This is a genomic window from Arthrobacter gandavensis (assembly GCF_039528575.1).
GTDB classification, from domain to species: domain Bacteria; phylum Actinomycetota; class Actinomycetes; order Actinomycetales; family Micrococcaceae; genus Arthrobacter_B; species Arthrobacter_B citreus_B.
The window spans coordinates 1,151,705-1,178,149 of sequence record NZ_BAAALV010000002.1; the positions used below are offsets into that span (position 1 = coordinate 1,151,705).

23 protein-coding genes are annotated in these 26,445 nt (G+C 64.3%); 16 read left to right on the forward strand and 7 right to left on the reverse strand.

The window, feature by feature from the left end; translation table 11 throughout:
- Positions 1-56: 56 nt before the first annotated feature.
- Complete coding sequence (locus ABFX29_RS08705) at positions 57-701, reverse strand: NAD(P)-dependent oxidoreductase (protein WP_152226611.1); 645 nt, start codon at positions 699-701, stop codon at positions 57-59.
- Positions 702-936: 235 nt separating this feature from the next.
- On the opposite strand from ABFX29_RS08705, the gene ABFX29_RS08710 reads away from it, so the two are divergent.
- Positions 937-1,494, forward strand: a complete 558-nt coding sequence (locus tag ABFX29_RS08710) for a dihydrofolate reductase family protein (protein ID WP_152226613.1) — start codon at positions 937-939, stop codon at positions 1,492-1,494.
- Positions 1,495-1,570: 76 nt separating this feature from the next.
- Complete coding sequence (locus tag ABFX29_RS08715; RefSeq protein WP_152226615.1) at positions 1,571-2,278, forward strand: hypothetical protein; 708 nt, start codon at positions 1,571-1,573, stop codon at positions 2,276-2,278.
- An 89-nt stretch (positions 2,279-2,367) separates the two neighbouring features.
- On the opposite strand, the gene ABFX29_RS08720 is transcribed toward ABFX29_RS08715, so the two are convergent.
- Together ABFX29_RS08720 and ABFX29_RS08725 are read right to left on the reverse strand one after the other, a co-directional pair.
- On the reverse strand, positions 2,368-4,293 hold the full coding sequence (locus ABFX29_RS08720) for an MFS transporter (RefSeq protein ID WP_211372344.1): 1,926 nt from the start codon (positions 4,291-4,293) through the stop codon (positions 2,368-2,370).
- Between the two features lie 192 nt (positions 4,294-4,485).
- The gene (locus tag ABFX29_RS08725; protein WP_152226617.1) at positions 4,486-5,052 is read right to left on the reverse strand and encodes a TetR/AcrR family transcriptional regulator; all 567 of its coding nucleotides are present in this window, start codon (positions 5,050-5,052) and stop codon (positions 4,486-4,488) included.
- A gap of 90 nt (positions 5,053-5,142) precedes the next feature.
- Here ABFX29_RS08725 and ABFX29_RS08730 point away from each other — a divergent pair, with 90 nt between their 5' ends.
- Positions 5,143-6,153, forward strand: a complete 1,011-nt coding sequence (locus tag ABFX29_RS08730) for an ABC transporter permease (RefSeq protein WP_152226619.1) — start codon at positions 5,143-5,145, stop codon at positions 6,151-6,153.
- 25 nt (positions 6,154-6,178) lie between these two features.
- On the opposite strand, the gene ABFX29_RS08735 is transcribed toward ABFX29_RS08730, so the two are convergent.
- Positions 6,179-6,790 carry an NAD(P)-dependent oxidoreductase gene (locus ABFX29_RS08735; protein WP_170287723.1) on the reverse strand — a complete coding sequence of 204 codons (612 nt, stop codon included), beginning with the start codon at positions 6,788-6,790 and terminating at the stop codon, positions 6,179-6,181.
- 317 nt (positions 6,791-7,107) lie between these two features.
- Here ABFX29_RS08735 and ABFX29_RS08740 point away from each other — a divergent pair, with 317 nt between their 5' ends.
- From ABFX29_RS08740 to ABFX29_RS08750, 3 genes are all read left to right on the forward strand, one after another.
- The gene (locus ABFX29_RS08740; protein ID WP_152226623.1) at positions 7,108-8,907 is read left to right on the forward strand and encodes an ABC transporter family substrate-binding protein; all 1,800 of its coding nucleotides are present in this window, start codon (positions 7,108-7,110) and stop codon (positions 8,905-8,907) included.
- A gap of 195 nt (positions 8,908-9,102) precedes the next feature.
- Entirely contained in the window at positions 9,103-10,644 is a 1,542-nt protein-coding gene (locus ABFX29_RS08745) for an ABC transporter permease (protein WP_152226625.1), read from the forward strand.
- Complete coding sequence (locus ABFX29_RS08750; RefSeq protein WP_152226627.1) at positions 10,641-11,660, forward strand: ABC transporter permease; 1,020 nt, start codon at positions 10,641-10,643, stop codon at positions 11,658-11,660. The genes ABFX29_RS08745 and ABFX29_RS08750 overlap by 4 nt, the downstream gene beginning before the upstream one ends.
- A gap of 35 nt (positions 11,661-11,695) precedes the next feature.
- Here the strand turns inward: ABFX29_RS08750 and ABFX29_RS08755 are convergent, their stop codons facing one another.
- On the reverse strand, positions 11,696-12,325 hold the full coding sequence (locus ABFX29_RS08755) for a PH domain-containing protein (protein ID WP_152226629.1): 630 nt from the start codon (positions 12,323-12,325) through the stop codon (positions 11,696-11,698).
- A 91-nt stretch (positions 12,326-12,416) separates the two neighbouring features.
- Here ABFX29_RS08755 and ABFX29_RS08760 point away from each other — a divergent pair, with 91 nt between their 5' ends.
- The 7 genes from ABFX29_RS08760 (at position 12,417) to ABFX29_RS08790 (ending at position 22,575) form a co-directional block, all read left to right on the forward strand.
- Complete coding sequence (locus ABFX29_RS08760; RefSeq protein WP_152226630.1) at positions 12,417-14,249, forward strand: ABC transporter ATP-binding protein; 1,833 nt, start codon at positions 12,417-12,419, stop codon at positions 14,247-14,249.
- 340 nt (positions 14,250-14,589) lie between these two features.
- Positions 14,590-16,221, forward strand: a complete 1,632-nt coding sequence (locus tag ABFX29_RS08765) for a peptide ABC transporter substrate-binding protein (protein WP_152226632.1) — start codon at positions 14,590-14,592, stop codon at positions 16,219-16,221.
- Between the two features lie 141 nt (positions 16,222-16,362).
- On the forward strand, positions 16,363-17,289 hold the full coding sequence (locus ABFX29_RS08770; protein ID WP_152226634.1) for an ABC transporter permease: 927 nt from the start codon (positions 16,363-16,365) through the stop codon (positions 17,287-17,289).
- Positions 17,282-18,235 carry an ABC transporter permease gene (locus ABFX29_RS08775; protein ID WP_152226636.1) on the forward strand — a complete coding sequence of 318 codons (954 nt, stop codon included), beginning with the start codon at positions 17,282-17,284 and terminating at the stop codon, positions 18,233-18,235. Before ABFX29_RS08770 ends, ABFX29_RS08775 begins: the two co-directional genes overlap by 8 nt.
- Positions 18,232-19,929, forward strand: coding sequence for a dipeptide ABC transporter ATP-binding protein (locus ABFX29_RS08780; protein ID WP_152226638.1), 1,698 nt, complete (start codon positions 18,232-18,234; stop codon positions 19,927-19,929). The genes ABFX29_RS08775 and ABFX29_RS08780 overlap by 4 nt, the downstream gene beginning before the upstream one ends.
- Before the next feature lie 212 nt (positions 19,930-20,141).
- Complete coding sequence (gene typA, locus ABFX29_RS08785) at positions 20,142-22,064, forward strand: translational GTPase TypA (RefSeq protein ID WP_152226640.1); 1,923 nt, start codon at positions 20,142-20,144, stop codon at positions 22,062-22,064.
- A 55-nt stretch (positions 22,065-22,119) separates the two neighbouring features.
- Positions 22,120-22,575: a hypothetical protein gene (locus tag ABFX29_RS08790; RefSeq protein ID WP_152226642.1), complete on the forward strand. Its 456-nt coding sequence runs from the start codon at positions 22,120-22,122 to the stop codon at positions 22,573-22,575.
- Here the strand turns inward: ABFX29_RS08790 and ABFX29_RS08795 are convergent.
- Together ABFX29_RS08795 and ABFX29_RS08800 are read right to left on the reverse strand one after the other, a co-directional pair.
- Complete coding sequence (locus ABFX29_RS08795) at positions 22,572-23,078, reverse strand: ArsR/SmtB family transcription factor (protein WP_152226645.1); 507 nt, start codon at positions 23,076-23,078, stop codon at positions 22,572-22,574. The two genes, ABFX29_RS08790 and ABFX29_RS08795, sit on opposite strands and share 4 nt — an antisense overlap.
- Positions 23,079-23,109: 31 nt before the next feature.
- Positions 23,110-23,358: a hypothetical protein gene (locus ABFX29_RS08800; RefSeq protein WP_246167284.1), complete on the reverse strand. Its 249-nt coding sequence runs from the start codon at positions 23,356-23,358 to the stop codon at positions 23,110-23,112.
- A 124-nt stretch (positions 23,359-23,482) separates the two neighbouring features.
- On the opposite strand from ABFX29_RS08800, the gene fdxA reads away from it, so the two are divergent.
- The 3 genes from fdxA (at position 23,483) to ABFX29_RS08815 (ending at position 26,434) form a co-directional block, all read left to right on the forward strand.
- Positions 23,483-23,806: a ferredoxin gene (gene fdxA, locus ABFX29_RS08805; RefSeq protein ID WP_091602954.1), complete on the forward strand. Its 324-nt coding sequence runs from the start codon at positions 23,483-23,485 to the stop codon at positions 23,804-23,806.
- On the forward strand, positions 23,803-24,954 hold the full coding sequence (dapC, locus tag ABFX29_RS08810) for a succinyldiaminopimelate transaminase (RefSeq protein ID WP_152226647.1): 1,152 nt from the start codon (positions 23,803-23,805) through the stop codon (positions 24,952-24,954). The genes fdxA and dapC overlap by 4 nt, the downstream gene beginning before the upstream one ends.
- A gap of 187 nt (positions 24,955-25,141) precedes the next feature.
- Positions 25,142-26,434 carry a citrate synthase gene (locus ABFX29_RS08815; RefSeq protein WP_152226649.1) on the forward strand — a complete coding sequence of 431 codons (1,293 nt, stop codon included), beginning with the start codon at positions 25,142-25,144 and terminating at the stop codon, positions 26,432-26,434.
- The last annotated feature ends 11 nt before the right edge of the window (positions 26,435-26,445 follow it).

Consider the following 26,445-nt stretch of genomic DNA (forward strand, 5'->3'; position numbering starts at 1 on the left):
CATCCCGGGCCTTCCTGCGTGTGGAGTGCCGGCCTTAGCCGGGGTCGAATGTCCTGTTAGTGCCCGACGGTGAACCGCCGACGCGGATGCGCGTTGTTCTCGATCTCATCGACAAAGGCAAGCGCGAAGTCGGTGCCGGAGATTTCCGAGGAACCGTCGTCTTTGGTCACCAGGACGTCGCCGCCGGTACGGTAGGCGCCCGTGGTCTCGCCCGGAGCAAAGACACCGAAGAGAGCTGCCGGGCTGACGTAGAACCAGTCGAGGTCCTCTGGTGCCTGCCGCAGCGCCTCGAGTACCTCGGCATGCGAGAGGGCCTCGGGCTTCCAGTCATCGAGGAAGTCCGGGGTATCGACCAGGCGCGGACCGCCCTCCGCAACCAGGGACGAGCCTGCGCCGCCAACGAAGGCAAGCCGCACGCCGTTGGTGCGCGCGGCATCGATCAGCCCCGGAACATACGCAGTGAGCGGAGCGCCGTCAACGTCGGCTCCGTGCACAGCCACAACGAGGACATCGGCGTCGGCGGCCGCAGCCGCGAGTACCTCCGGTGTAGCCAGCGAACCGGTGCGGTATTCAACACCCTCCAGCGGCTGTTCCGGCGCATTGCGGGAGTAGGAGATGACCTCGTGCCCGCGTGAGGCCGCCTCGCGGGCGATGTTTCCGCCGGCATAGCCGGTTCCGCCGAAGATAACTACTCGTGCCATGTGCGTTCTCTCCTTGCAGTAGCGAGCCGGCAATTCCCCGGCGGAGATGGAACCCGCCACAGGGTCCACCTATTCCCGCGACCCCGGATATGGATCCGCCGGCGTCGTTATGGCACGGAACGCCGTCGGCGGTGGGCTGGCCGCTCCACCCATATGAGGGCGTTTGCGCCGCGAATGGACCGGTTGATTCCGCAAACGGATTGCACACGGGACCGGGCGGCCGGAGAATCGCTCCATGGGCTCCCTGACATTCAGCTACAACGTGACCTTGGACGGCTGCGTCGATCATCAGGAGGGGATCGCCGACGACGAGACCCACACGCATTACACCCGGCTTCTGGATGAGTCCGGTGCCATGTTGTGGGGCCGAACCACCTACGAGCTGATGGAGAGTTACTGGCCGCTGGTCGCCCACGGAGAGGTGGAAGCGCCGGAGGCGATCCGCGAGTGGGCCCTCACGCTGGAGGACAAACCCAAGTACGTAGTGTCCGCAACGCGCAGCGATTTCCCGTGGAACAACAGCCACCGCCTCGAAGGCGACCTGCGCACCGCGGTGCAGGAGCTCAAGGACCAGACGCCCGACGGCGTGCTCCTCGGCAGCGGCAAGCTTGCGTCAGCGCTGGACCGGCTGGACCTCATTGATGAGTACAGATTCCTGGTGCACCCCATGATTACCGGGCACGGTCCCACCCTCTATGAAGGTCTTCTCGACGGCGCTCGCCGCCTGGAGCTGATTTCAGCCGAGCCAATGAGCAACGGTGCGCTCTCCGTGCACTACCGCCGGGCAGGCTGAGCAGCGGCAGTTATTTGACGCGTGCCGCCGCGCCCGGCAAGGATCAGGGGATGGGGAAACACTTGGCGGCGGCACTATGAGCATCTACTCGTTCCACCTGGCCAATCTGCCGCCCCTCACCGCCGCCGGAGCAATGGTGCGCCAGCTCAAAGCCCCCGGCCTGGTTCACGCCGAAGTGTTCGCAGGAATGGAGCTGGGAGCGCCGATAGTTTCACCGCGCCGGATGCAGCTGAAGCGCACGGCCGTGTTCGCGCACTGGGAAGACGAACGGTCGCTGACGGACTTCCTCACCGGGCATCCGTTTGGCAGGAAACTGGACCAAGGCTGGCACGTCCGGCTGCAGTTCCTGCGCCGCTGGGGGAGTGTCAGCGAGTTCTCCGGGCTGCCGGAATCCGCAGAATCAGCCAACCCGCACGAGCCGGTGGTGGCCGTGACCCTGGCCCGCCTGCGCCTGCCGGAACTGCCCCGCTTCATCCGGTGGGGCCGTCCCGTGGAAACCCAGATCCGGGACCACCCCGAGGCGACACTGGCCATGGCCGGCATCCGCCTGCCCCGAACAGTTTCAACCTTCTCCATCTGGACCAGCACCCGGGCGATGACCGGCATGGTTTCCGGGAGGGACGCCGGGGAAACCGGACGCCGCCATACCGAAGCGATGACCGAGCGGGAACGCCGGGACTTCCACCACGAATTCACGACGCTGCGCTTTCGGCCGCTCTCCGAACACGGCTCCTGGCAAAGCCGGAGCGATTACATCCCATGGCCTGCCCCATCCAGCCGCTGACACCGCGCCCTCGCCGGACCTACTACATAAAACAGCAGCAGGCCGGACCCGCAGTGGGTTCGGCCTGCTGCTCGCTAACGACGGCGGGACTACGCCGGTGTGCGGACGTCGGCCTCACTGCGTGAACGCAGGTAGGTGGCAATCGCCAGCCGGTTGATAGCAGACCGGCTCACGATGCCAATGGGACGGGAATCTTCGCCCTTAACCACCGGCACCTTTTTGAGCCGCGCGTCCGACAGCGCAGCCACAGCGTCACTGACCGATGCGCCGGCGTCGAGCGTGACGACGTCGTGCGTTGCGAGACGCAGAACGTTCAGGTTCGCGAGATCAGACATTGCCTGTTCCAGGTCGTCCGCAGCACCGATCGCATAGGAGTAGATCGACGTCGAGGACGGATGGGTCGCGGAGAGGTAGCGCAGCACATCGCCGTCGGACAGGAAACCTGCCAGCGTGCCGTCCGCGTTGAGGACCGGTGCACCCGAGATGCCGCGCTCGGCGAAGGTCTGCAGGGCGTCAAGCACGCTCGCGTCGGAGGACAGGGCGTAGACGTCGGACTTCATGATCGACTGGACGGTGTCAGCCGGGGCCTGTGCGTTCTCCGCGGCGCGGCGGGACTGTACGGAGCGGTAGGCCAGGAACGCGAGGAGGATACCGAGGAGTGACGTGGCAACCACCAGGGCGACGGAGCCGTGGAAACCGGCCAGCAGGGAATCACCTTCACTGCTACCGGACTCGATGTTCGACGCAATGACGGCGCCGTAGATTCCGGTAGCGAGCGAGGTGCCCACGCAGCCGGCGATCTGGAAGCTGGTTGAAACCACCGTGACGCCGTGCGGGCTGGTCTCGCGGTCCAGGTTGGCCAGCGCGAACGTCTGGGACGGCCCGACGACGAATGCCGTTGCCAGCACTGCCGGGACGTAGAGCAGCCCGAAGATCCAGACCGAGCCCTGTCCTGCAGCGACCCCGACGAGCGTCACGAAGATTGCCATGACGAGGAATCCGAGGGGAATCGACCAGCGCCCGCCGTGGCGGTCGAACAGGCGGCCGGCGATTGGCCCCATCCCCACGGTCAGCAGGATGCCCGGTGCAAGGGTCAGCGAGGCACCCAGCGGCGGCATCTCGAGAGCACCCTGCAGGAACAGGGGGATGACCACGTTCATGGCGAAGACAAAGACCAGGCCGAGCATGGTCATCAGCACTCCGAACACAAAAGGTGCGCTGGAGAACGGCCGCAGGTCCAGCAGCGGATTCTCGATTCGGCGCTGGCGGAGAATGAACAGCCACATGGCGAGAAGGCCAACGACGCCGGCAACCCCTGCGTAGAGAGCGGATCCCTCGAACGCGCTGGAGACGCCGTAGAGGATGCCGACCATGCCGACGGCAACGAGGACGAAGGACAGGATGTCCAGGACCGGGCGGCCCAGCTCCGTGACGTTCCGCAGGACGATCGCACCGGCGAGCAGCACTGCGACGGTGAGGCCGCCGAAGGCCCACATCAGGGTGGTCCACGGGGCCACGGTCAGAATGGCGCCGGAGAGAACGATCGCCAGCGACGGGCCCAGCGTAGTCATGGCAGCCATGATGCCCATGTTCAGGCCAAGCTTCTCCCGCGGTGACACCGCCAGGGTGATGTTCATGCCGATGGGGGTGAGCAGGCCGGTTCCGATGGCCTGCAGCAGGCGCGCGATAAGCAGGACTTCGAAACTGGGGGCCATGGCTCCCACCACAGAACCCAGGACCATGATCGCGACGACGGCGACGAACAGCGGCCGGGTGGGGAACCGGTGGTACAGGACGTTGGCAACGGGAACGAAGACAGCGGCGACGAGCAGGTAGCCGGTGGTTAGCCACTGAACGGTGCTGATGTTGACGCCGAAGTCCTGCATGATCGGCGTGAAGGCGACGTTGAGGAACGTCTCGTTGAAGGTGGCGAGGAACGCAGCGGCCGCAGCGACCGCGATCATCCCGCCTGCACGATCCCTGACATTGGGACGGGAAATTGAAGAGGGCGCCATAGAGTCTCCTGACAGTCGGCGGTGTGGAGGCGATCGACCGTGCCGTGTCAGAAGGTACTTTTTGAAGTGCCCCGCGTGTCGTGTCATCGATGCCGTGGTGGCCAGAGGCCGCATCAATTCTAGCAGGCTGCGGATACGGCGCTCCGTTTCGACTGCGGGCAACGGCCCCTTGGCCGCTCCGCCAGTCCGGATTCAGGCCCCGCGGCTCCAGTGGAAGTAGGCCTCAGCCAGCTGGCCGGGTACGCCGGGGGCGGCACCCCGGATGGCGGAGACCTGCGGGCGCGTGATCGTCGCAACGGAAACGATGACGTCCAGGGCGGAGAGCGTTTCCCTCACGGCTCCGTAGCGCTTGAGCTTGGCCAGTACGCCGTTCAGGGCATCAAGTGCAGGCTGCTGGACCTGTGCCAGGGGAGAGGCTGCCAGATCCTGGGCAGCTCCCGCCTGCAGTGCCAGCCCGTCCGTGAGCGCGCCCAGGTTCATCGCCGTGAGGCTGGACAGCAGGTCCTGCCAAGCCCCGGCCGGGTCAGCGTCCAGAGTGCGCCGTGCTTGATCCACGGCCCGGATGATCTGCTCCACCGTGTCCTGGACGACAGCCTGGAGCAGATCTTCGCGGGACGGGAAATTGCGGTAAAGGGTGGCAATGCCCACGCCGCTGGCCGCAGCCACGGCTTCGAGGGCAACATCACCGCCCCGCTCGGCAAAGACATGCTTGGCGTGCGTAATGATGTTCTGCCTGCGGCGTTCGGCGTCGGCCCTCATTCGTACTCCTTCAACTTGACCTTCAGTCTAAACCGGAGGAATATCTTCCGGTAGAAGCGGAGGAAAATCCTCCACAACGAAGGACTATTCATGACCATCCAGACCCGGGAGCCGGGCTCCCACCGCAAGCACGCCGCAATCTGGGCGGGCCTCACCGTTGGACTTTCGGTGATCCTCCTGGCCTTGCTCATGCTCTTTATTTCGCCCTCCCTGCTCTCCGGTCCGCGGGACCTCGGCCTGGGCGTGGTTGGGGCAGAGCACCAGGCGGAATCGATCGCCAACACGCTTGAGGAGCAGTCCCCGGGAGCTTTCGTAGTCCAGCCCTATGAAAGTGCCGCCGAGCTGGAGCAGGGAATCCGGGACCGGGACATTGTGGGAGGATTCGACTTCTCGGCACCGGACATGACGGTATACGTAGCGAGCGCAGGATCAACTGCGGTATCCGGAACCATCAGCAATGTGGGGGCCACCATGGCCGGAAGCATGGGACAGACTGCTGAAATTGTCGATGTTGTTCCGCTGCCCGCCGCCGATCCAACCGGCGTTGGTATTGGCGGACTGGCCTTCCCGCTGGTGTTCGGCGGCATTGTGCCCGCCGTCGCGTTCCGCTCCATGCTCTCCGGTAAGCGCTGGTGGATCTTCGCCGGCCTCACCGGCTTTTCAGTCGCCGGCGGGTTCGTCGTCGCGGCCGTCCTTAAATACCTCTTCGGCAGCATAGAAGGCCCACTGGTCCCCGTCGCCGCCAGCGTCGCCCTCGGCATCGCAGCGCTGGCACTTCCCCTGGCCGGCCTCAACGAGTGCTTCGGCACCAAGGGCTTCACCATTGCCGCCATGTCCATGATGTTCGTGGGCAACCCGTTTGCCGGCATCGCCACCAGCGCCCAGTGGCTTCCCGCCGGCGTCGCGCTGATCGGACAGCTGCTGCCGCCCGGGGCTGCGGGGACCCTGGTTCGGGCCGTGGCCTATTTTGACGGCACAGGCGGAGCGGGTGCTGCCCTGACCCTGGGGGTATGGGTCCTCGTAGGGACCGTGCTGTGGTTCGCCGGTCCGCGTATCAAGGATGCCAGGGCCAGGAAAGCAGCCCTGCTGCAGCAGGCGTAAAGCGGCCTAAGGCCGGCGGCTGCGCTTAGCTGCTGACGCCCACTGCCTTGCCGATGGAAGCGGGATCTTCCAGTAGTCCCAGCATGCAGGCGGCCAGATCGGCACGGGGAACCGAGCCGCGGAGGGTTCCGCTGTCCCCGGTTTCAAGTACCTGCCAGGAACCCGTCGGTTCCTTGTCGGTCAGGCCGGTGGGCCGGACAATCGTCCAATCCAGGCGGGAACCCTGCACGGCCGCTTCCTGCTCATTGTGGTCGGCAAGCGGTTTTGCCAGGGCCACTTTCATCGCGATCCGAAGCGGGGCCGGCATCAGCGAGCCGGAGTCCCCGGCACCCAGGGAGGACTGCACCATCAGCCGCTGCACACCCTGCTTCTTCATGGCGTCAATGACAGTGCGGGTGACGGCTGCCCGGTGCTTCGGGTTTCCCTTGGCGCCGCCCACCGTGACGACGACGGCGTTCGCACCGGCAACGGCCGACGCCGCGGCAGCGGGATCCCCGGCGTCCCCGGTAAGTACCCGGACGCCTTCCGGGCCCTGTCCGCTGCGGGAAAGGACTGTCACTTCGTGGCCTGCGGCCTGTGCGAGGGAGGCCAGCTTGGCGCCGGTTCCCTTCGAGCCGCCGATGATTGTGAGCTTCACAAGAGTCCTCCGCTGAGTGGGTGCGGGCCAGGTTCCCGGCCCCACCTGAATCCTATCCCTGCCCAAAAGGCCCTCAGAAGTGTGTGCGGGGGAACAATAGCGGCTCAAATACCATCACACCAGAGCATGCGGCGTAATGATAATTTTCAGGTTGCAAACGTGTAACAACCGTGTCGCGTCGGGAACCAAGTTACGGGCCGGTAGCAGTCCGCGGTCTACTCTCTTAGTCATATGCGACGAGGCACGCAGGATCTGCGCTGTCCGTGATTCCGGTAATCCCGCCGGAGACAATGACGCACTGAGAAATAGGAGGCGGAATGCGTTTTGCACGTATTTCCAAAGCAGTGGGTGTGGCAGCTGTTGCTGCTCTCGCACTGAGCGCCTGTGCAGCGAATCAGGGGACCACCGACGGCGGTTCCACTGACAGCGAGAGCACCGGCGGTTCTGTCCGCGTTGTGGAGGTTAACGCCTTCAGCTCGTTCAACAGCAACACGGCGAACGGCAACGTAGATATCAACGGCAAGATTGCGTACGCCACGCATTCCGGGTTCAACTACATCACCGATGAACTCAAGGTTGAGCCGCTGGAAGACTTCGGCACCTACGAAAAGGTCTCCGAGGATCCCCTGACGGTTAAGTACACCGTTAACGAAGGCGTGAACTGGTCCGACGGTGAGCCCGTCGACGCAGACGACCTCATGCTCCTCTGGGCCGTCAACTCCGGCCACTTCAACGACGCCACGCTGAACGAAGAAGGCGAGACCGTTTCCGGTACCACCTACTTCGACTACGCCGGTGACACCTCAGGCCTGAGCCTGACCGACGTTCCCGAAATCGGCGACGACGGCCGCTCCATCACCATGACCTACTCCGAGCCCTTCGCGGACTGGGAAGTTGCCTTTGGTGCGATGACCGACGGCGGCGTCAGCACCCCGGCGCACGTGGTTGCCGAGAAGGCCGGACTGGCCGACGGCGACGCGCTGATCGAACTCATCCAGAACACGCCCGCGGGCGACCCGGCAAACCCGGCTCCGGTCAACGAAGAGCTGAAGGCAGTTGCCGACTTCTGGAACACCGGCTTCGACACCAAGTCGCTGCCCTCGGATGCCTCCCTGTACCTCTCCAACGGTCCGTTCATTGTCTCGGAGATCGATCCCGAGAACTCCATGACCCTGACCCGCAACGAGGACTACAACTGGGGTCCTGAGCCCAAGATCGACGAGATCATCGTCCGTTACATCGGTGATGCTCCCGCCCAGGTCCAGGCTCTGAAGAACGGTGAAGTGGACATCATTGCTCCGCAGGCTTCGGCCGACACCGTGGAGCAGCTTGAAGCCATTGACGGTGTAACCATCAACTCCGGCAACCAGCTCTCCTACGACCACGTTGACCTGAACTTCTCCGGCGTCTTCGCCGACGAGAACGTGCGCACCGCCTTCATGAAGGTCATCCCGCGCCAGGCAATCGTTGACTCGATCGTCAAGAAGCTCAACCCGGATGCAGCTCCGCTGGATTCGCAGATCTTCCTGTCCGACCAGGACGGCTACGAAGACTCCGCCGCCAACAACGGCTCCTCCGAGTACGCCGAGGTTGACGTTGAAGGCGCCAAGGAACTGCTTGCCGGTGCCACCCCTGAAGTACGCATCATGTACAACAAGGACAACCCCAACCGCTCCGACGCCTACACGCTGATCGCCCAGTCTGCTTCCGAAGCCGGCTTCAAGGTCGTCGACGGCGGCCTGGGCGCCTCTGACTGGGGCTCCGCCCTGGGCACCGGCACCTACGACGCCTCCATCTTCGGCTGGATCAACTCGGGTGTCGGCGTGACCGGCGTACCGCAGCTGTTCAAGACCGGCGCTGCGTCCAACTACAGCGGCTTCTCCAACCCCGAAGCTGATGCCCTCATGGATCAGCTCATCCTGGAAACCGATGTTGAGAAGCAGAAGGAACTGCAGATCCAGATCGACAAGCTGATCTGGGACTCCTCCTTCGGCCTGCCGCTCTTCCAGTCGCCGGGCGTTGACGCGCACAGCGACAGCATTGGCGGGATCAACTCCTACATGCCGAACCAGACCGGTGTCTGGTGGAACTTCTGGGAATGGGAAGTTCTGGACTAATTCCTAGCCTCAACAGCTAAGCAATACCCGCAGGGCGCCGGGGCCTTTACGGTCCCGGCGCCCTGTCTTTTCCGAACCCCCATAGCAGCGGACAAGTGATTGGGATTAACCAAATTCCCCGCACTTATGACCTGCACTACACTTCAGCGAGTGCCGGGAGAACCCCCGGACCCGTTCTAATGAGGCTGACACTCTATGGTTACCTACATCGTCCGGCGGCTTTTGACCGCCGTGCTAATCCTCTTCGGGGCTTCGTTCCTGGTCTATCTCCTGACAGCGGCGTCAGGCGATCCACTCCAAGACCTGCGCGAGAATCCCGCACCCAACCGCGACGAGCTCATCCGTGCCAGGACTGAACTCCTTGACCTCGACGTTCCGGCACCCCTGCGCTACTTCTACTGGCTGGGCGGCGCCGTGAAGTGCCTGGCGCCGTTCGCGGCCACCTGCGACCTGGGCCAGAGCATCCAGGGTGAGCAGGTTACCGATGCCCTGGCCCGTGCCATGGGCGCCACGATCCTGCTCGTTACCACTGCCACCCTCCTGGCCATCATCGTGGGCATCTCGCTGGGCATCATCACGGCGCTGCGCCAGTACAGCTCGCTGGACTACGGCGTCACGTTTATGGCGTTCCTGTTCTTCTCCCTGCCGATCTTCTGGCTGGCAGTGCTCCTGAAGGAGTACGGCGCCATCGGTTTCAACAACTTCCTTGCCGACCCACAGATACCGCTCGCGGTGGTCTTGAGCGTCGGCGCCGCCAGCGGCCTGATCTGGGTCGTGTTTGCCGGCGGCAGCATGAGGCGCAGGGCCATCGCGTTCGTGGCGGGCTTCGCCGTCGCCGCCGGTCTGCTCTACGTCCTGGGAGCCACCGGCTGGTTTGTCACGCCGAGCCTGGGCCCGGTTGTCATCGCAATCACCGGTGTGGCCATTGCCTACGGCGTGACACTGCTCAGCGCGGGCCTGAAGAACCGCAAGGCTCTGTACTCGGCGCTGATCACCGTTGCCATTGGCGTTGTGGCCTACTACGCCCTGCAGCCGCTCCTGAACTCCGCTACCTGGCTGATGATGCTCCTCCTTGCCGTGGCCACCGTTGCCGTGGGCTGCCTGGTCGGTTACCTGATGGGAGGCTACGACCGCGCCCAGAGCATGCGCGGCGCTGCCCTGACCGGGCTGCTCGTTGGCGGGCTGATCGTCCTGGACCGCTTTATGTACGCCTGGCCGTCCTACATGGACAACTCCCGCATCCGGGACCGGCCGATCGCCACCGTTGGCGCTTCCACACCGGGACTGAACGGTGACTTCTGGATCAGCGGCGTGGACACGTTCACGCATTTGCTGCTGCCCACCGTCGCCCTGCTGCTGGCCTCCCTGGCCAGCTACAGCCGCTACTCCCGCGCCTCCATGCTGGAAATCATGAACATGGACTACATCCGCACTGCGCGCGCAAAGGGTCTCTCCGAGCGCACCGTGGTCATGCGGCACGCGTTCCGCAACGCCCTGATTCCGCTCGCCACCATCGTCGCCTTCGACATCGGTGCGCTGATCGGCGGCGCCGTGATCACCGAACAGGTCTTCGCCTTCAGCGGCATGGGCCAGCTGTTCGTCCAGGCCCTGCACCGGGTGGATCCCAACCCGATCATGGGCTTCTTCCTGGTGACCGGCATTCTGGCACTGGTCTTCAACCTGGTGGCAGACCTCGTTTATACCGTCCTTGATCCGCGCGTAAGGGTGAAGTCATGAGCACTACGTATTCCGCCGAAACCCCCTCCAACCCGCCCGGAACAGAACCCGAGTCCACTGCCAAGGCGAAGACCAAGGGCCTCTCGCAGGGACAGATTGTCCGCAAGCGCTTCTTTGACAACACCGCCGCGATCATCTCGCTGGTTGTCTTCGCGCTGATCTGCATCCTGGCATTCAGCTCCATCGGCTTTGCCGGCATTCCCGGCTGGTGGAAATACGACTACCGCCAGTTCACCGAACAGGTCAACGGCGGTGCACCCACCTTCGTGAACCTGTTCAACTGGGGCGAGCACCCCTTCGGGCAGGACCGCATTGGCCGCGACATGTTCGCCATGACCATGCGCGGTACGCAGCAGTCCATCATCGTGATGTTCCTGGTAGGCATCATTGCCTGCATCGTCGGCTCTGTTGTCGGTGCCGTAGCGGGCTACTTCCGCGGCTGGGTCGAAGCTGTCCTGATGCGGCTGACCGACGTCGTCATCATCATCCCGATCATCGTCATGGCCGCCGTCCTGGGCCAGATTGCCAACCGCCTGGTGGGTGCCGGCATCGGCGTCGTCCTGCTGGGAATCTTCCTGGGCCTGGCAACGTGGACGTCGCTGGCACGGCTGGTGCGCGGTGAGTTCCTCTCCCTGCGCGAGAGGGAGTTCGTCGACGCTGCGCGCATCGCCGGCGCTTCCAACAACCGCATTATCTTCAAGCACATCCTGCCGAACGCCGTTGGCGTCATCATCGTGAACACCACGCTGCTGATGTCCACGGCCATCCTGCTCGAAACATCGCTGAGCTACATCGGTTTTGGCGTGCAGCCCCCGGACACGTCCCTTGGCCTGCTTATCAGCCAGAACCAGGAAGCGTTCCAGACCCGCCCGTGGCTCTTCTGGTGGCCCGGCCTGTTCATCGTGGCCATCTGCCTGTGCATCAACTTCATCGGCGATGGACTGCGCGACGCCTTTGACCCGCGGCAGAAGAAGTTCAATGCCAAGAAGGTCAAGACCAAGACGGCTGGCAACTAATGGGAACGCTTGCCGCCGAGGCGGGGAGGGCCGTACTAGGCCAGCCCCGCCAGGGCGAAAAGCGCAGCGGCTGCAAGAACCATTCCCAGGATCCAGCGCCAGTTGAAACTCACCGCGGCACGGGCCGTGTCAGTCTGGTCGGGATCGATCCGGCCGGCATTGACCAGGAGTTCCCAGCGTTCGCGCACCATGCGGGCAGCCTGGCCGGAGTCCGTGTTGCTCAGGTCCCCGGGGCGTACCGAACCGCCGGCACCGTAGGTAGTGCCGGGAAGGTTCCGCAGGTGTTCGGGCTTGCCCGCATGGGTGCCCCAGACGCCGGGAGCGGGAGCGGCCCACGCCGTGTAGGAGCCCTTGGGCGTCACGAGCTTCAGCGCGAACTTGGTATCCACATGGATCAGCGCCGCCCACGGCACCTCAACGGTCCGGAAAGGGTTGTCCAGCCGTACGCCGAGTGCGGATACCCGCACGCTGGGATACCAGAACAGCCACGCGGCTGCCACGGGAATCAGGAACAGGGGAGCGGTGGCCAAAACGCCTCCGGCGCCGTTGGTCCAGCCCGCGGACAGAACCGCGGCGGCCGTGAGGGCTACGGCTATACCCACGAACCACTTGGTGGTGCGTGGACGGAAAACTTCGGTCACGGGCTCGCTCTGCGGGTTCGGCATACCCCCATCGTTACAGCATTTTCAGGCGCCTCCGTAATCGGCCCGGTGATCCGGGGCCGGCGCGCAGCCTGGACGGAAGGAAACCACCGCCATGACTGAAACCATCAGCACAACACAGGCGAGCTCCACGGGCCGGCCGCCGGTCCTTGAGGTCCGCGACCTCTCCGTGGACTTCGGCGTGGATAAAGAATGGGTTCCCGCCGCGATCGGCCTGAACTACCACGTGAAAGCCGGGGAAGTCCTGGCCATCGTCGGTGAGTCGGGCTCCGGCAAGAGCGCCAGCTCCATGGCCCTGCTGGGCCTGCTGCCCAAGAACTCCCGGGTTACCGGCGAGGTCCTGCTGGACGGTGAACCGCTCCTGGGCCTGTCGCAGCACAAGCTGCGGCAGGTGCGCGGCAACGACGTTGCCGTGATCTTCCAGGAGCCCATGACCGCTCTGAACCCCGTTTATACAGTGGGCTTCCAGATCGTGGAAACGCTGCGCCTGCATAACGAGCTGTCGCCCGACGAGGCCAAAAAGCGCGCGCTCAAGCTGCTGGACATGGTGGAACTGCCGGACCCCGAGAAGGCGTTCAAGTCCTACCCGCACCAGCTCTCCGGCGGCCAGCGCCAGCGGGCCATGATCGCCCAGTCGCTCTCCTGTGATCCGAAGCTGCTGATCGCCGACGAACCGACCACCGCGCTGGACGTGACGGTCCAGGCCGAAATCCTGGACCTGATGCGCAACCTGCGCAACAAGCTCAACTCGGCCATTGTGCTGATTACCCATGACATGGGCGTGGTGGCCGACCTCGCAGACCGCATTGCAGTGATGCGCCACGGTGTCATCGTGGAAACGGGTACCGCCAAGGAAATCTTCTCCAATCCCCAGCACCCCTACACCCGGGCGCTGCTGGAATCCGTCCCGCACCTGGGGCAGGGAGCAGACGGAGACGGCGACGTCGACGTGGTTGCTGCGCTGGCAGCCGCCACGCACGTTGAGCTTGAATCCGTGGACCAGGAAGAACTGGAGCGCCGGGAAGCGGAAGTCCTGTCCGGCCTTCGAACCGACGCCGCAGCCAAGGTGGACGCCGCAGGCGGCGAGCCGGTGCTGGTCCTTGAGAACGTGGCGATCGAGTATCCCAAGCAGGGACGGGTAGCCGCCTTCCGTGCAGTGGAGGGTGCCAACCTGCGGATCCTGCCCGGACAGGTCATGGGCCTGGTGGGCGAGTCGGGCTCCGGCAAGACCACCATCGGCCGTGCCGCCGTCGGGCTTCTTCCTGTTGCGGAAGGCGAGCTGCGCGTGGTGGGAACGGACATCTCCGAACTCAAGCCCAACTCCAAGGCCATGCATTCCCTGCGGCGCCAGGTGGGAATGGTCTTCCAGGATCCGTCATCCTCGCTGAACCCCCGGCTGCCCATCGGCGAGAGTATCGGCGAGCCGATGTTCCTGGCCGGTGAAGCCAAGGGAGCTGCCCTGCAGCAGCGCATCGAGGAACTGCTGGACCAGGTGGAGCTGCCCCGCGCGTACCGCAACCGCTACCCGCATGAGCTCTCCGGCGGACAGAAGCAGCGCGTGGGCATTGCCCGCGCACTGTCGCTGAAGCCCAAGCTGATGGTGGCGGATGAGCCGACGTCGGCACTGGATGTTTCAGTGCAGGCCAAGGTCCTGGAACTTTTCCAGAACCTGCAGCGCGAGCTTGGCTTCGCCTGCCTGTTCGTGACCCACGACCTCGCGGTGGTGGATGTCCTTGCCGACCACATCTGCGTGATGCGCAGCGGGCGCATCGTGGAACAGGGCACGCGTGACCAAATCCTCCGCAACCCGCAGGAGGAATACACGCAGCGGCTGATTGCAGCAGTGCCGCTGCCGGACCCGGACAAGCAGCGCGAACGGCGTGAACTGCGGGCCAAGCTGATGTCCTCCTCAGCCCAGGCACTGTAGTACCAGCGGTTCAACAACCAGAAGGACCCTCTCCGGAGGGTCCTTCTGCATATTCAGTGTGATTTGTCTACAGGCTCGCGTGGTGGATCTAACATCGTCCTCGAATCGTTATATTCAAGGCCTCGTCGATATACTTTTGTTCACGGGGGACAGGCTTCGAGGGCACCTGCACAACGGGTTGCTCCGGCGGGCGTGTCCCCTTTTGGTTGTCCGGAAAACCCGGGAACCAAGGACCATTGCTGAGGTCTGAGGAAGAGATATTGGGACCCTCCCAGCAGCTGCTGCCCGGACATCAGCGCCGGAAACAAGACACCGGCTTCCTTTCTATCCAGGAGGCGGAATGCGTTTACAGCGCGTATCCAAGGTTGTCAGCGTGGCGGTGGTCGCCGCCCTAGCGCTGGGAGCCTGCGGCGGAGGAACCGAAAGCACAAACTCCGCCGCCACTGCTACGAGCATTACGGCCAACGGCACCGAGCCGCAGAATCCGCTGCTCCCCGCCAACACCAATGAGGTGGGCGGCGGGCGGATCATGGACCTTCTGTTCGAAGGCCTTGTGAGCTACGACGCCGACGGCAAGACAGTAAATGAAATCGCCGAGTCCATCGAGACTGAGGACTCGCAGCACTACACGATCACCCTGAAGGACGGAAAGACCTTCTCCAACGGGGAGCCCGTGACAGCGTCATCCTTCGTGGATGCCTGGAACTTCGGGGCTGCAGCCAAGAATGCGCAGCTGAACTCGTACTTCTTCGAAAGTATTGAAGGGTACGACGAAGTCAGCGCCGAGGGTGCAACCGCGGAGACCATGAGCGGGCTCCAGGTCGTTGATGAGAAGACCTTCACCGTGACGCTCTCGCAGCCGGAATCTGACTGGCCGCTGCGCCTGGGCTACACGGCCTTCTACCCTCTGCCCGCCGAGGCCTTCGAGGACCCGGCAGCATTCGGGGAAAATCCGGTAGGCAACGGGCCCTACATGCTGGCCGGTGACAACGCCTGGCAGCATGAAGTCCAGATCGACCTGGTTACCAACCCTGAATACACGGGCACCCGGGTTCCGCAGAACGGCGGCGTGACGTTCAAGTTCTACTCCTCCTACGATGCCGCCTACGCGGATCTTCAGGCGGACAACCTGGACGTGCTGGACCAGATGCCGGCCGCAGCGCAGAAGACCTTCAAGTCCGATCTGGGTGAGGGACGCTACTCGGAGAAGCCCACGGCCCAGAACCAGACGATCACCATTCCCCAGTACCTCGACGAGTTCTCCGGGGAAGCCGGTGCGCTGCGCCGGCAGGCGATCTCCATGGCGATCAACCGCGAGGAGATTACCGACGTCATCTTCTCCGGGGCACGGCAGCCGGCCAACGAGTTCACTTCTCCGGTGATCGAAGGCTTTGACTCCGAGCTCGCCGGCTCGGAAGCGCTTGCCTACAACCCTGAGCGTGCCAAGGAACTCTGGGATGAAGCCGAGGCGATTTCCCCGTGGCCCGAGGGCAAGGCCTTCACCATCGGCTACAACGCCGACGGCGACCACAAGGAATGGGTTGACGCAGTCTGCAACTCGCTCAAGAACGTCCTCGGTGTGGACGCGCAGGGCAAGGCCTACTCCACGTTCAAGGAGCTGCGTTCGGATGCCACGGCCAAGACCCTCAGCGGAGCCATCCGCACGGGCTGGCAGGCGGACTACCCGTCGCTGTACAACTTCCTCGGCCCGCTCTATGGAACCGGTGCCGGGTCCAACGACGGCGACTACTCGAGCCAGGTATTCGACGATCTGCTGGCACAGGGACTGGCGGCCACAACCGCTGAAGAAGGTGCGGCGATCTTCAACCAGGCCCAGGAAGTCCTGCTTCAGGACCTCCCGGTAATTCCGCTGTGGTACCAGGTATCCCAGACCGGCTGGAGCAGCAACGTCACTGACGTGGAAACCGGCTGGAACGGCGTGCCTGTCTACTACAACATCGCACGCAAGTAAGCCTGGCCGGCGAGCCGGCGGCCGTTTCCCGGACCTGTCCAGAACCAGGGCCGGGAAACGGCCCCGGCCGTCCGCCGTCAGAACAGGATGGTTTCCCATGTCCAAGCCAGCCCTTCGAACTGAGCAGGGCAGGTACCCCTAATGACCAGATATATTGCCCGCCGGGTCCTGCAGATGATCCCCGTGTTCTTCGGGGCAACCCTGCTGGTCTATTTCCTGGTTTTTTCACTCCCCGGAGACCCGATCGCCGCGCTGTTCGGGGACCGGCCGGTCAACGAGGTTGTCGCCGCGCAGCTGCGGGAGCAGTACAACCTGGACCAGCCCTTCATTGTGCAGTACTTCGAGTACCTGAAGAACCTGCTGACCTTTAATCTCGGCAACGACTTCTCCGGCCGTCCCGTGGCAGAAGTCCTGGCGCAGATCTTCCCCGTCACCATGCGGCTGGCGGTGCTGGCCCTGCTCTTCGAAGCAGTCTTCGGCATTGTCTTTGGACTGGTGGCGGGCCTGAAGAAAGGCCGGATCTTCGATGCCACCGTGCTCTTCGTTTCGCTCGTGGTCATCGCCATCCCGGTCTTTGTGCTGGGCTTCCTGCTGCAGTTCCTCATAGGCGTAAAACTCGGCTGGACAGCTCCCACCGTGGGGGCCAGTGCCGGCTGGAGCGATCTGATACTTCCCGCCGTCGTGCTGGGTCTGGCGTCCTTCGCCTACGTGCTCCGGCTGACGCGCACCTCAGTCATTGAAAACATGAATGCCGACTACGTCCGCACCGCTACGGCCAAAGGCCTCTCCCGCCCGCGCGTAGTCACCGTGCACATCCTGCGCAACTCCCTGATCCCGGTGATTACTTTCCTGGGAGCGGATTTGGGTGCCCTGATGGGCGGCGCGATTGTCACGGAAGGCATCTTCAACGTGCCCGGCGTCGGGCAGAAGCTCTACCAGGCCGTCATCCGCGGCGAAGGGCCCACGATCGTTTCAATTGTGAGCGTGCTGGTCCTGGTATACGTGGTGGCGAACCTGCTGGTGGACCTCCTGTACGCCTGGCTGGACCCAAGGATCCGATATGAGTAAGAGTTTCCGGACCCAGGAGCACTTTGTTGCGCCGGTGGATTCGGACGTCCTGCCGGAGACCGACGCTGTCCAGGACGGCAAGGCCCCGCTGAGCATGTGGGGGGAGGCATGGCGGAACCTGCGCCGCAGGCCGCTGTTCATCATCTCCGCCCTGCTGATCCTGCTGATTGTTGCAGTGGCGGCCTTCCCCCAGCTCTTCACCCAGACCCCGCCCGACGGCGCGTGCTACCTGGCGGACTCCAATGCCGGGCCCAGCCCGGGACATCCGCTTGGTTTCACGCTGCAGGGGTGCGACGTCTATGCCCGGCTCATCTACGGGACCCGGGCCTCCCTGCTGGTGGGCATCATCACCACCGTCTCGGTAGTGCTGCTGGGCGGATCGCTCGGGGCGCTCGCCGGGTACTACGGGGGATGGCTTGATGCCGTGATCGCACGGCTTGGCGACATCTTCTTCGCCCTGCCGCTGATCCTGGGCGCCATTATCGTGATGCAGCTGCCCATGTTCCGCGAGAACCGCAACATCTGGACAGTGGTGCTGACGCTCGTCGTCTTCGGGTGGCCCCAGATTGCCCGCATTACCAGGGGGGCAGTGATCTCCGTGCGCAACGCGGACTTCGTCGTTGCCTCCCGGGCGCTGGGGGTCTCCAAGTTCCAGGCGCTGGTCAAGCACGTCCTGCCCAACGCCCTGGCCCCGGTGATCGTCACGGCCACCATTTCGCTGGGTACCTTCATCGTGGCTGAAGCCACCCTGTCCTTCCTGGGGATCGGCCTGCCGCCGGACATCATGTCCTGGGGCAATGACATCTCCGCCGCCCAGACCTCGCTGCGTGCCAACCCCGCAGCACTGCTGTGGCCGGCCGGAGCGCTGTCCGTCACCGTCCTCAGTTTCATCATGCTCGGCGACGCCGTGCGTGATGCCCTCGACCCGAAAGCCCGCAAGCTATGACCTCCACTGCCCAAAGCCCGGCCACTGAGCCGGCCCCGCTGCTGGACATCCGCTCGCTCGCAATTTCCTTCAACACCTCCAACGGGCCTGTCAACGCTGTCCAGGACGCGAACCTGACCGTCCTGCCCGGCGAAACCGTGGCGATCGTGGGGGAGTCCGGTTCGGGAAAGTCGACGACGGCGCTCGCAGCCATTGGCCTGCTGCCCGGCAACGGGCAGATCAGCGGCGGACAGATCATCTTTGACGGTGAGGACATCACCCGGGCCAGCGCCAAGCGGATCGTGGAGCTCCGCGGCAATTCGATAGGCATGGTGCCCCAGGACCCGATGTCCAACCTGAACCCGGTGTGGAAGATCGGTTTCCAGGTGCGCGAGACACTCAAGGCCAACGGCCAGCCCGCCACGGACGCGGATGTAGCGCGGGTACTGGGCCAGGCAGGCCTGCCCGACGCCGCCTCCCGGGCGAAGCAGTATCCGCACGAGTTCTCAGGAGGCATGCGGCAGCGGGCGCTGATCGCCATTGGCCTCTCCTGCTCTCCCCGGCTGCTGATCGCAGATGAGCCCACCTCGGCCCTGGACGTGACGGTGCAGCGCCAGATCCTGGACCACCTGGAAACGCTGACCCGCGAAATGGGCACTGCCGTTCTGCTCATCACGCATGACCTTGGCCTGGCCGCAGAACGCGCCCAGCGCGTGGTGGTGATGTACAAGGGACGCGTGGTGGAGTCCGGGCCGGCCCTGGAGATTCTGCGGAATCCGCGCCACCCCTATACACAGCGGCTGGTGGAGTCCGCGCCGTCGCTCGCTTCCAAGCGGATCGACTCGATCCGGGACAGGGGACTGGAGGCGCCGGAAGCCTCCGGTGCCCTTACCGCACAGGAATCCGGCACGCCGGACGTCATTGAAGTCCGCAACCTGACCAAGGTCTTCAAGCTGCGCAGCGGCCTGGGCCGGCACACCGATTTCACCGCCGTGGACAACGTGTCCTTCGCGGTGCCGCGCGGCACCACCACCGCCGTCGTCGGTGAATCCGGCTCCGGCAAGTCCACCGTTGCCCGCATGGTGCTGAACCTGGAGAAGCCGACCAGCGGCAGCATCTTCTTCGACGGAACAGACGTGACCACCCTGGGCCGGAAAGAGCTCTTCGCCTTCCGCCGCAGGGTGCAGCCCATCTTCCAGGATCCCTATGGTTCGCTGGACCCGATGTACAACATCTTCCACACCATTGAAGAGCCGCTGCGTGTACACGGCATCGGTGACACGGCAAGCCGGGCCGCAAAGGTCCGCAGGCTGCTGGACCAGGTGGCACTGCCGCAGTCTGTGATGCGCCGCTTCCCCAACGAGCTTTCCGGCGGACAGCGCCAGCGTGTGGCTGTGGCCCGTGCCCTGGCCCTCGACCCGGAAGTGGTGATCTGCGACGAAGCCGTGTCCGCCCTTGATGTCCTGGTGCAGGCGCAGATCCTCAACCTGCTCGCTGAACTGCAGGCGGACCTTGGCCTGAGCTACCTCTTCATTACGCATGACCTGGCAGTGGTGCGGCAGATCGCAGACGAGGTCTGCGTGATGCAGAAGGGAAAGGTGGTGGAAACCGGAACCACTGACGAAGTCTTTACCAATCCCCAGCAGGACTACACCCGGGCGCTGCTCGCAGCGATCCCCGGAGCTGGACTGGAGCTGCCCCCGGAGGCGGCCTGACCAACCGGCTGGCCGGCCCCGGACCCCTCGCATTAGGGAACCTTTGGCAAAACGACTAGAATGGTATGGTGCCCGCTGACGGCGGCCTCTCGGTGACTTCTTACACGTGTGTTCCAACGCAGCATTTGTACAGAACTGCCGGATTCTCCGGATCGACTCCGGACCACTGTGAATTATCCCCGAACTGTTACCTATGAATTGAGTCTTCACGCATGTCAGAAACCAACACGGCTGTAAACAGCGCAGTGCGTAGCGATCTCCGCAACGTTGCTATTGTGGCCCACGTTGACCACGGCAAAACGACCCTCGTCGACGCCATGCTCAAGCAGACGAACTCCTTTGCTTCGCACGGAGATGTCGAAGAACGCGTGATGGACTCAGGTGACCTGGAACGTGAAAAGGGCATCACCATCCTGGCCAAGAACACGACCGTGTTCTACAACGGTCCGGCTGCCAAGGGCGAAACCATCACCATCAACGTGATCGACACCCCGGGCCACGCCGACTTCGGCGGTGAGGTCGAGCGCGGCCTTTCCATGGTCGACGGCGTCGTGCTGCTCGTGGACGCCTCCGAAGGCCCGCTGCCGCAGACCCGCTTCGTGCTGCGCAAGGCGCTGGCCGCCAAGCTGCCCGTTGTCCTGCTGGTCAACAAGACCGACCGCCCCGACGCCCGCATCGACGAGGTTGTCAGTGAATCCATGGACCTGCTCCTTGGCCTGGCCTCCGACCTTGCGGACGAAGTTCCCGACCTTGACCTTGACCTGGTCCTGAACGTCCCCGTTGTCTACGCTGCCGCCCGCGTCGGCGCTGCCTCCCTGGAGCAGCCGGCTGACGGCCAGGCCCCGGCCAATGACAACCTGGAACCCCTGTTCCAGACCATCATCGAGCACATCCCGGCTCCGACCTACGATCCGGAAGGTGTCCTGCAGGCGCACGTCACCAACCTGGATGCTTCCCCCTTCCTGGGCCGCCTGGCGCTGCTGCGCATCTTCAACGGCACCCTGCGCAAGGGACAGCAGGTTGCGTGGGCCCGTCATGACGGCACGATGAAGACCGTAAAGATCACCGAGCTGCTGGCCACGAAGGCACTTGAGCGTGTTCCGGCCGAGTCCGCCGGCCCCGGCGAAATCGTCGCCGTTGCCGGTATCGAGGACATCACCATCGGTGAAACCCTCACCGACGTGGACAACCCCAAGCCGCTGCCGCTGATCACCGTGGACGATCCTGCGATCTCCATGACCATCGGTATCAACACTTCGCCGCTGGCCGGCAAGGTCAAGGGCGCCAAGGTCACCGCACGCCAGGTCAAGGACCGGCTCGACAAGGAACTGATCGGCAACGTTTCCCTTCGGGTCCTGCCCACCGAGCGTCCGGATGCCTGGGAAGTCCAGGGCCGCGGCGAGCTCGCCCTGGCCATCCTCGTGGAGCAGATGCGCCGCGAAGGCTTCGAGCTCACCGTTGGCAAGCCGCAGGTTGTCACCAAGATGATCGACGGCAAGGTCCACGAGCCGATGGAGCACATGACCATTGACGTACCCGAGGAATACCTCGGTGCCGTCACCCAGCTGCTGGCTGCCCGCAAGGGCCGCATGGTCAACATGTCCAACCACGGCACCGGCTGGGTCCGCATGGAATTCATCGTTCCCGCCCGTGGCCTGATTGGCTTCCGCACCCGCTTCCTCACGGAAACCCGCGGCTCAGGCATCTCCGCGTCCATCGCTGAAGGCTACGAGCCGTGGGCCGGTCCGATCGAGTACCGCACCAACGGTTCAATGATCGCCGACCGCGCCGGTGTGGTTACTCCGTTCGCCATGATCAACCTGCAGGAACGCGGCTCCTTCTTCGTGGAGCCCACCTCCGAGGTTTACGAAGGCATGATTGTTGGCGAGAACTCCCGCGCCGATGACATGGACGTGAACATCACCAAGGAAAAGAAGCTCACCAACATGCGTGCAGCTTCCTCGGATACCTTCGAGAACCTGACCCCGCCGCGCAAGCTGACCCTCGAGGAATCCCTCGAATTCGCCCGCGAGGACGAGTGCGTGGAGGTCACCCCGGAGTCGATCCGCATCCGCAAGCTCATCCTGGACGCCAACGAGCGTGCCAAGGCCAACCGCGCCCGCGCGAAGGCCTAGTCCAATCGTCCAGTTCCAGGCACCAGGCCACAGGGTCCCGCGTTGGCGGGGCCCTGTGGCCGTGGTGCTTGGTGCCCTGGCGGCTGGCATCCTGGGAACGTCCCTGCACGCGCAGGTGCTGTATGCGGGGGACACTCCGCTGCCGCTTGGCGCGGTCGGAGCGCTGGTCTTCAGTGCCGCCGTGGCTGTCTTTGCCGGGCTATGGGCACGTTCCGTTGCCGTCAGTGCGGCTACCGGCATCCTGACCTACGTCCTGCTCGGCGCGTTCTCCCTTGATATCTTCAGCGGACCGCTGATCGTCACTGGAACGGATTCCGGGTTGGACCTGCCGGTCATTACCGCCGGTCTGATCTGGCTCTTTGGCCAGTCTCTGGCCACGGTGGCAGCCGTGATGGTCAGCGCGGTCGTGCTTCGGCGCGAAGCCCGCTTCGAGCGGGCAGCCGTGCAGGCGCCGGTCCTGCCATACGGGACCGACCCGGGTTACCGGCCCGGTCCCGGACCCCGCAGCTAGCCCAGCCGTTCGCTGGTGCGGTCCAGGTGATGGGCCAGCATCAGCGACGTAGGCGTGCCGTCCGGATCCGGTCCACGCAGTGCATAGTCGTCGAAAACCGCCCGCAGCTTGTCCATCAGGATGCGGCGGTTTTCCTCGTTAAGGCTCAGCCCCATCCGCACCACCTCGATGTCAGACGGGGGAAGGCCTTCGATTTCCTGCAGGAACGTCTCAATGAAAACCATGTTGGCGCTCTCCGGCAGCGATGTCTTCCAGCTCAGACCCGTGGCGCGGTAGGGGATTTCCTTGGCACCGCGGTTACCGGTGCGCGGCGTGCCTGCAGCGAGGAAGCCGGTGGCCAGCAGGGTCCGCACGTGGTGCAGCGCCGTGGCCGGATTCAACTCCAGTGCTTCGGCAATTTCCTTGTTGGTCCGTTCGGCGTGCAGGCACAAACGCAGGATCCGCAGCCGCACGGGGGAGCTCAGCGCTCGTCCCCGGGCCTGGATCACTTCATCGTTTGGCATCAAACCAGCATACGCCGCGCTCGGCGGCGGCCTAGTCCGGGGTTCCGGGCCGGCGCGGGCCGCGGCGTTCGGGGGCTGGCGGTACGGGTTTGCCCGCGGTCACCAGGGCCCAGGGGATGCGGACTGTCCCGGCGCGCGTAGACAGGGTGCACGCGGCGTCGTCCAAGGCCGTGATAGTTCCCAGTGCGTCCGTGAGGCCACCGTCAATGCGGTAGCGGACGACGGCGCGCTGCCCGGTGCCGGCTGCACGCAGCCGTTCCTGGGGGGATGGGGTTCTCACCGTTACATAGTACGCGGCACCCTCCCGGCTGGGAGATAATGGAACGGACTACTAACGTGGAAGCATTACCTCGTGGAGATCTGCCGCGACGCGGAAATCCGCACACCAAGGAAGGCAAAGGGACGTGACGTACGTAATTGCGCAGCCATGCGTGGATGTTAAAGACAAGGCATGCATCGAAGAGTGCCCCGTGGACTGCATCTACGAAGGTGAACGCTCCCTCTACATCCACCCGGACGAATGCGTGGACTGCGGTGCCTGCGAACCGGTTTGCCCGGTCGAGGCCATCTACTACGAGGACGACACTCCCGAAGAGTGGGCCGACTACTACAAGGCCAACGTCGAATTCTTCGACGACCTGGGATCCCCCGGCGGCGCCGCGAAGCTCGGCAACACGCACAAGGATCACCCGCTGATCGCCGCACTTCCGCCGCAGAACCAGGGATGAGCGCAAAAGCCTCCGGCAGCTTCGGCCTGAACCTTCCGGAGTACCCGTGGGAGGCCATGGCACCGTATGTGCAGCAGGCATCCCGGCATGCCGACGGCGCCGTGAATCTTTCGATCGGAACCCCGGTCGATCCCACGCCGGATTTCATCCAGGCTGCGCTTGCCGGGGCAGCTGACGCACCCGGGTACCCCACCACCCACGGAACTCCCGCGCTGCGGCAGGGGATTGCCCAGTGGTTCGCCCGCCGGCGGTCCGTGCCGGGCCTGGACCCGCAGGACATCATGCCGACGGTAGGCTCCAAAGAACTCGTGGCCTGGCTGCCGCTGCTGCTGGGGCTGGGCGCCGGGGACGTCGTTGTGCGTCCCACAGTTGCCTACCCGACCTATGACATGGGCGCCGTGCTGGCCGGGGCGACGCCCGTGGCCGCCGACGACCTGAACGAACTTGATGAACAGACCCGGTCCCGGGTCCGGCTGGTCTGGGTCAATTCTCCGGGCAATCCGACCGGCAGCGTCCGCAGCGCCGGATCGATGGCTGCCCTGGTGGACCAGGCACGTTCGCTTGGCGCCGTCGTGGCATCGGATGAATGCTACGCCGAACTCGGCTGGGGCGAATGGGACACAGCACGCGGCGGGGCTCCGGTTCCGTCTGTCCTGGACCCGCGGGTCAGCGGCGGCAGCAACGACTCCCTGCTCGCCGTCTATTCGATGAGCAAGCAGTCCAACCTGGCCGGCTACCGCGCGGCTTTCGTGGCCGGTGACGGCGCGATCATCGCGAACCTGGTGAACAGCCGCAAACACGCCGGGATGATCGTCCCGGCACCGGTCCAGGCTGCCATGCTCGCGGCCCTTTCCGATGACCGGCACGTGGCGGAGCAGAAGGACAGGTACCGGGCCCGGCGCGAGGTCCTGGTCCCCGCGCTGGAAGCCTTCGGACTGAAGATTGCGAACTCCGAAGCCGGCCTGTACCTCTGGGCAACGGCCGGGGAGGACACCTGGACCACCGTGGAGCGTTTCGCGGCGCTGGGCATCGTGGTTGGTCCCGGCGTTATCTACGGTGACGCGGGTGCGGGCTACGTCCGGGTTGCGCTCACGGGAAGCGACGAGCGCGTTGCTGCCGCAGCGCGGCGGCTGGACGCAGCGGGCTGATTGGGCGGTGGCATCACGCACTGATGTTGCGCTTGCACAACAACATGGCTGCCGATTAGTTGTATCGCCCCGTAACCCGGTAGCGTTTTAGCGAAATAGATAAAAGCACGAATGTGTACTATGGGCGCTCTTCTCACGAGGACGCGGGCCCGTAGCAGTGGGTTCTTCAAACTCCTGAAGGAGAAAAATGACTGAGCGACCAAGTGCCGAACTGCACTATGGGACCGACCCTGCGGACAAGCTTGAGCTGCCCCGCATCGCTGCCAAAGAAGGCAACGACGGCTTCGACGTATCGAAGCTGCTGAAGCAGACCGGCACCGTTACTTTCGACCCCGGTTTCATGAACACCGCGGCCACCACTTCGGCGATCACCTACATCGACGGCGACGCCGGAATCCTGCGCTACCGCGGGTACCCGATCGAGCAGCTGGCCAAGCACTCGAGCTTCCTGGAAACCTCCTACCTGCTGATCTACGGCAACCTGCCCACGCCGGCAGAGCTTGAGGCATTCGACCACCGGATCCGCCGCCACACGCTGCTGCACGAGGACCTCAAGGGCTTCTTCGGCGGTTTCCCGCGTGACGCGCACCCGATGCCGGTGCTCTCCTCGGCCGTCAGCGCCCTCTCCACCTTCTACCAGGATTCCCTGGATCCCTTTGACGAGGAGCAGGTGGAACTCTCCACCGTGCGCCTCATGGCAAAGCTCCCCGTGATCGCGGCCTACGCGCACAAGAAGAGCATTGGGCAGCCCATGCTCTACCCGGACAACTCCATGAACCTGGTGGAGAACTTCATGCGGCTCTCCTTCGGCCTGCCGGCCGAGCCGTACGAGCTGAACCCGAAGCTGGTCAAGGCCCTGGACCTGCTGCTGATCCTGCACGCAGACCATGAGCAGAACTGCTCCACTTCCACGGTCCGCCTGGTTGGCAGCTCCAACGCGAACATGTTCGCTTCGATCTCCGCCGGCATCAGCGCGCTCTTCGGCCCGCTGCACGGCGGTGCCAACGAAGCCGTGCTGAACATGCTGCGGGACATCCAGTCCACCGGCATGCAGCCTGAAACCTTCATGGAGAAGGTCAAGAACAAGGAAGACGGCGTGAAGCTCATGGGCTTCGGGCACCGCGTCTACAAGAACTACGATCCGCGCGCCAAGATCGTCAAGGCAACCGCACACGAGATCCTCGCGGACCTGGGCGGCAACGACGAGCTGCTGGACATTGCCATGCGCCTGGAAGAGAAGGCCCTCGCGGACGACTACTTCATTGAGCGCAAGCTCTACCCGAACGTAGACTTCTACACCGGCCTGATCTACAAGGCCATGGGCTTCCCGGAGAAGATGTTCACCGTCCTCTTCGCCATCGGCCGCCTCCCGGGCTGGATTGCCCAGTGGCGCGAAATGATGCAGGACCCGCAGACCAAGATTGGCCGTCCGCGCCAGCTGTACACAGGTGTTCCGGAACGCAGCTACCCGGAGCGCTAAACCGCCGTGGC

Excerpts from the sequence above, each read along its gene's own strand:
- ABFX29_RS08730 (WP_152226619.1), top strand. The coding sequence starts at position 5,143 with ATGACCATCCAGACCCGGGAGCCGGGCTCCCACCGCAAGCACGCCGCA.
- ABFX29_RS08710 (WP_152226613.1), top strand. The coding sequence starts at position 937 with ATGGGCTCCCTGACATTCAGCTACAACGTGACCTTGGACGGCTGCGTC.
- ABFX29_RS08775 (WP_152226636.1), top strand. The coding sequence starts at position 17,282 with ATGAGTAAGAGTTTCCGGACCCAGGAGCACTTTGTTGCGCCGGTGGAT.
- dapC (WP_152226647.1), top strand. The coding sequence starts at position 23,803 with ATGAGCGCAAAAGCCTCCGGCAGCTTCGGCCTGAACCTTCCGGAGTAC.
- ABFX29_RS08780 (WP_152226638.1), top strand. The coding sequence starts at position 18,232 with ATGACCTCCACTGCCCAAAGCCCGGCCACTGAGCCGGCCCCGCTGCTG.
- ABFX29_RS08705 (WP_152226611.1), bottom strand. The coding sequence starts at position 701 with ATGGCACGAGTAGTTATCTTCGGCGGAACCGGCTATGCCGGCGGAAAC.
- ABFX29_RS08740 (WP_152226623.1), top strand. The coding sequence starts at position 7,108 with ATGCGTTTTGCACGTATTTCCAAAGCAGTGGGTGTGGCAGCTGTTGCT.
- ABFX29_RS08715 (WP_152226615.1), top strand. The coding sequence starts at position 1,571 with ATGAGCATCTACTCGTTCCACCTGGCCAATCTGCCGCCCCTCACCGCC.
- ABFX29_RS08815 (WP_152226649.1), top strand. The coding sequence starts at position 25,142 with ATGACTGAGCGACCAAGTGCCGAACTGCACTATGGGACCGACCCTGCG.
- ABFX29_RS08760 (WP_152226630.1), top strand. The coding sequence starts at position 12,417 with ATGACTGAAACCATCAGCACAACACAGGCGAGCTCCACGGGCCGGCCG.
- ABFX29_RS08745 (WP_152226625.1), top strand. The coding sequence starts at position 9,103 with ATGGTTACCTACATCGTCCGGCGGCTTTTGACCGCCGTGCTAATCCTC.
- ABFX29_RS08720 (WP_211372344.1), bottom strand. The coding sequence starts at position 4,293 with ATGGCGCCCTCTTCAATTTCCCGTCCCAATGTCAGGGATCGTGCAGGC.
- ABFX29_RS08795 (WP_152226645.1), bottom strand. The coding sequence starts at position 23,078 with ATGCCAAACGATGAAGTGATCCAGGCCCGGGGACGAGCGCTGAGCTCC.
- ABFX29_RS08770 (WP_152226634.1), top strand. The coding sequence starts at position 16,363 with ATGACCAGATATATTGCCCGCCGGGTCCTGCAGATGATCCCCGTGTTC.
- ABFX29_RS08765 (WP_152226632.1), top strand. The coding sequence starts at position 14,590 with ATGCGTTTACAGCGCGTATCCAAGGTTGTCAGCGTGGCGGTGGTCGCC.
- ABFX29_RS08725 (WP_152226617.1), bottom strand. The coding sequence starts at position 5,052 with ATGAGGGCCGACGCCGAACGCCGCAGGCAGAACATCATTACGCACGCC.
- typA (WP_152226640.1), top strand. The coding sequence starts at position 20,142 with ATGTCAGAAACCAACACGGCTGTAAACAGCGCAGTGCGTAGCGATCTC.
- ABFX29_RS08755 (WP_152226629.1), bottom strand. The coding sequence starts at position 12,325 with ATGCCGAACCCGCAGAGCGAGCCCGTGACCGAAGTTTTCCGTCCACGC.
- ABFX29_RS08750 (WP_152226627.1), top strand. The coding sequence starts at position 10,641 with ATGAGCACTACGTATTCCGCCGAAACCCCCTCCAACCCGCCCGGAACA.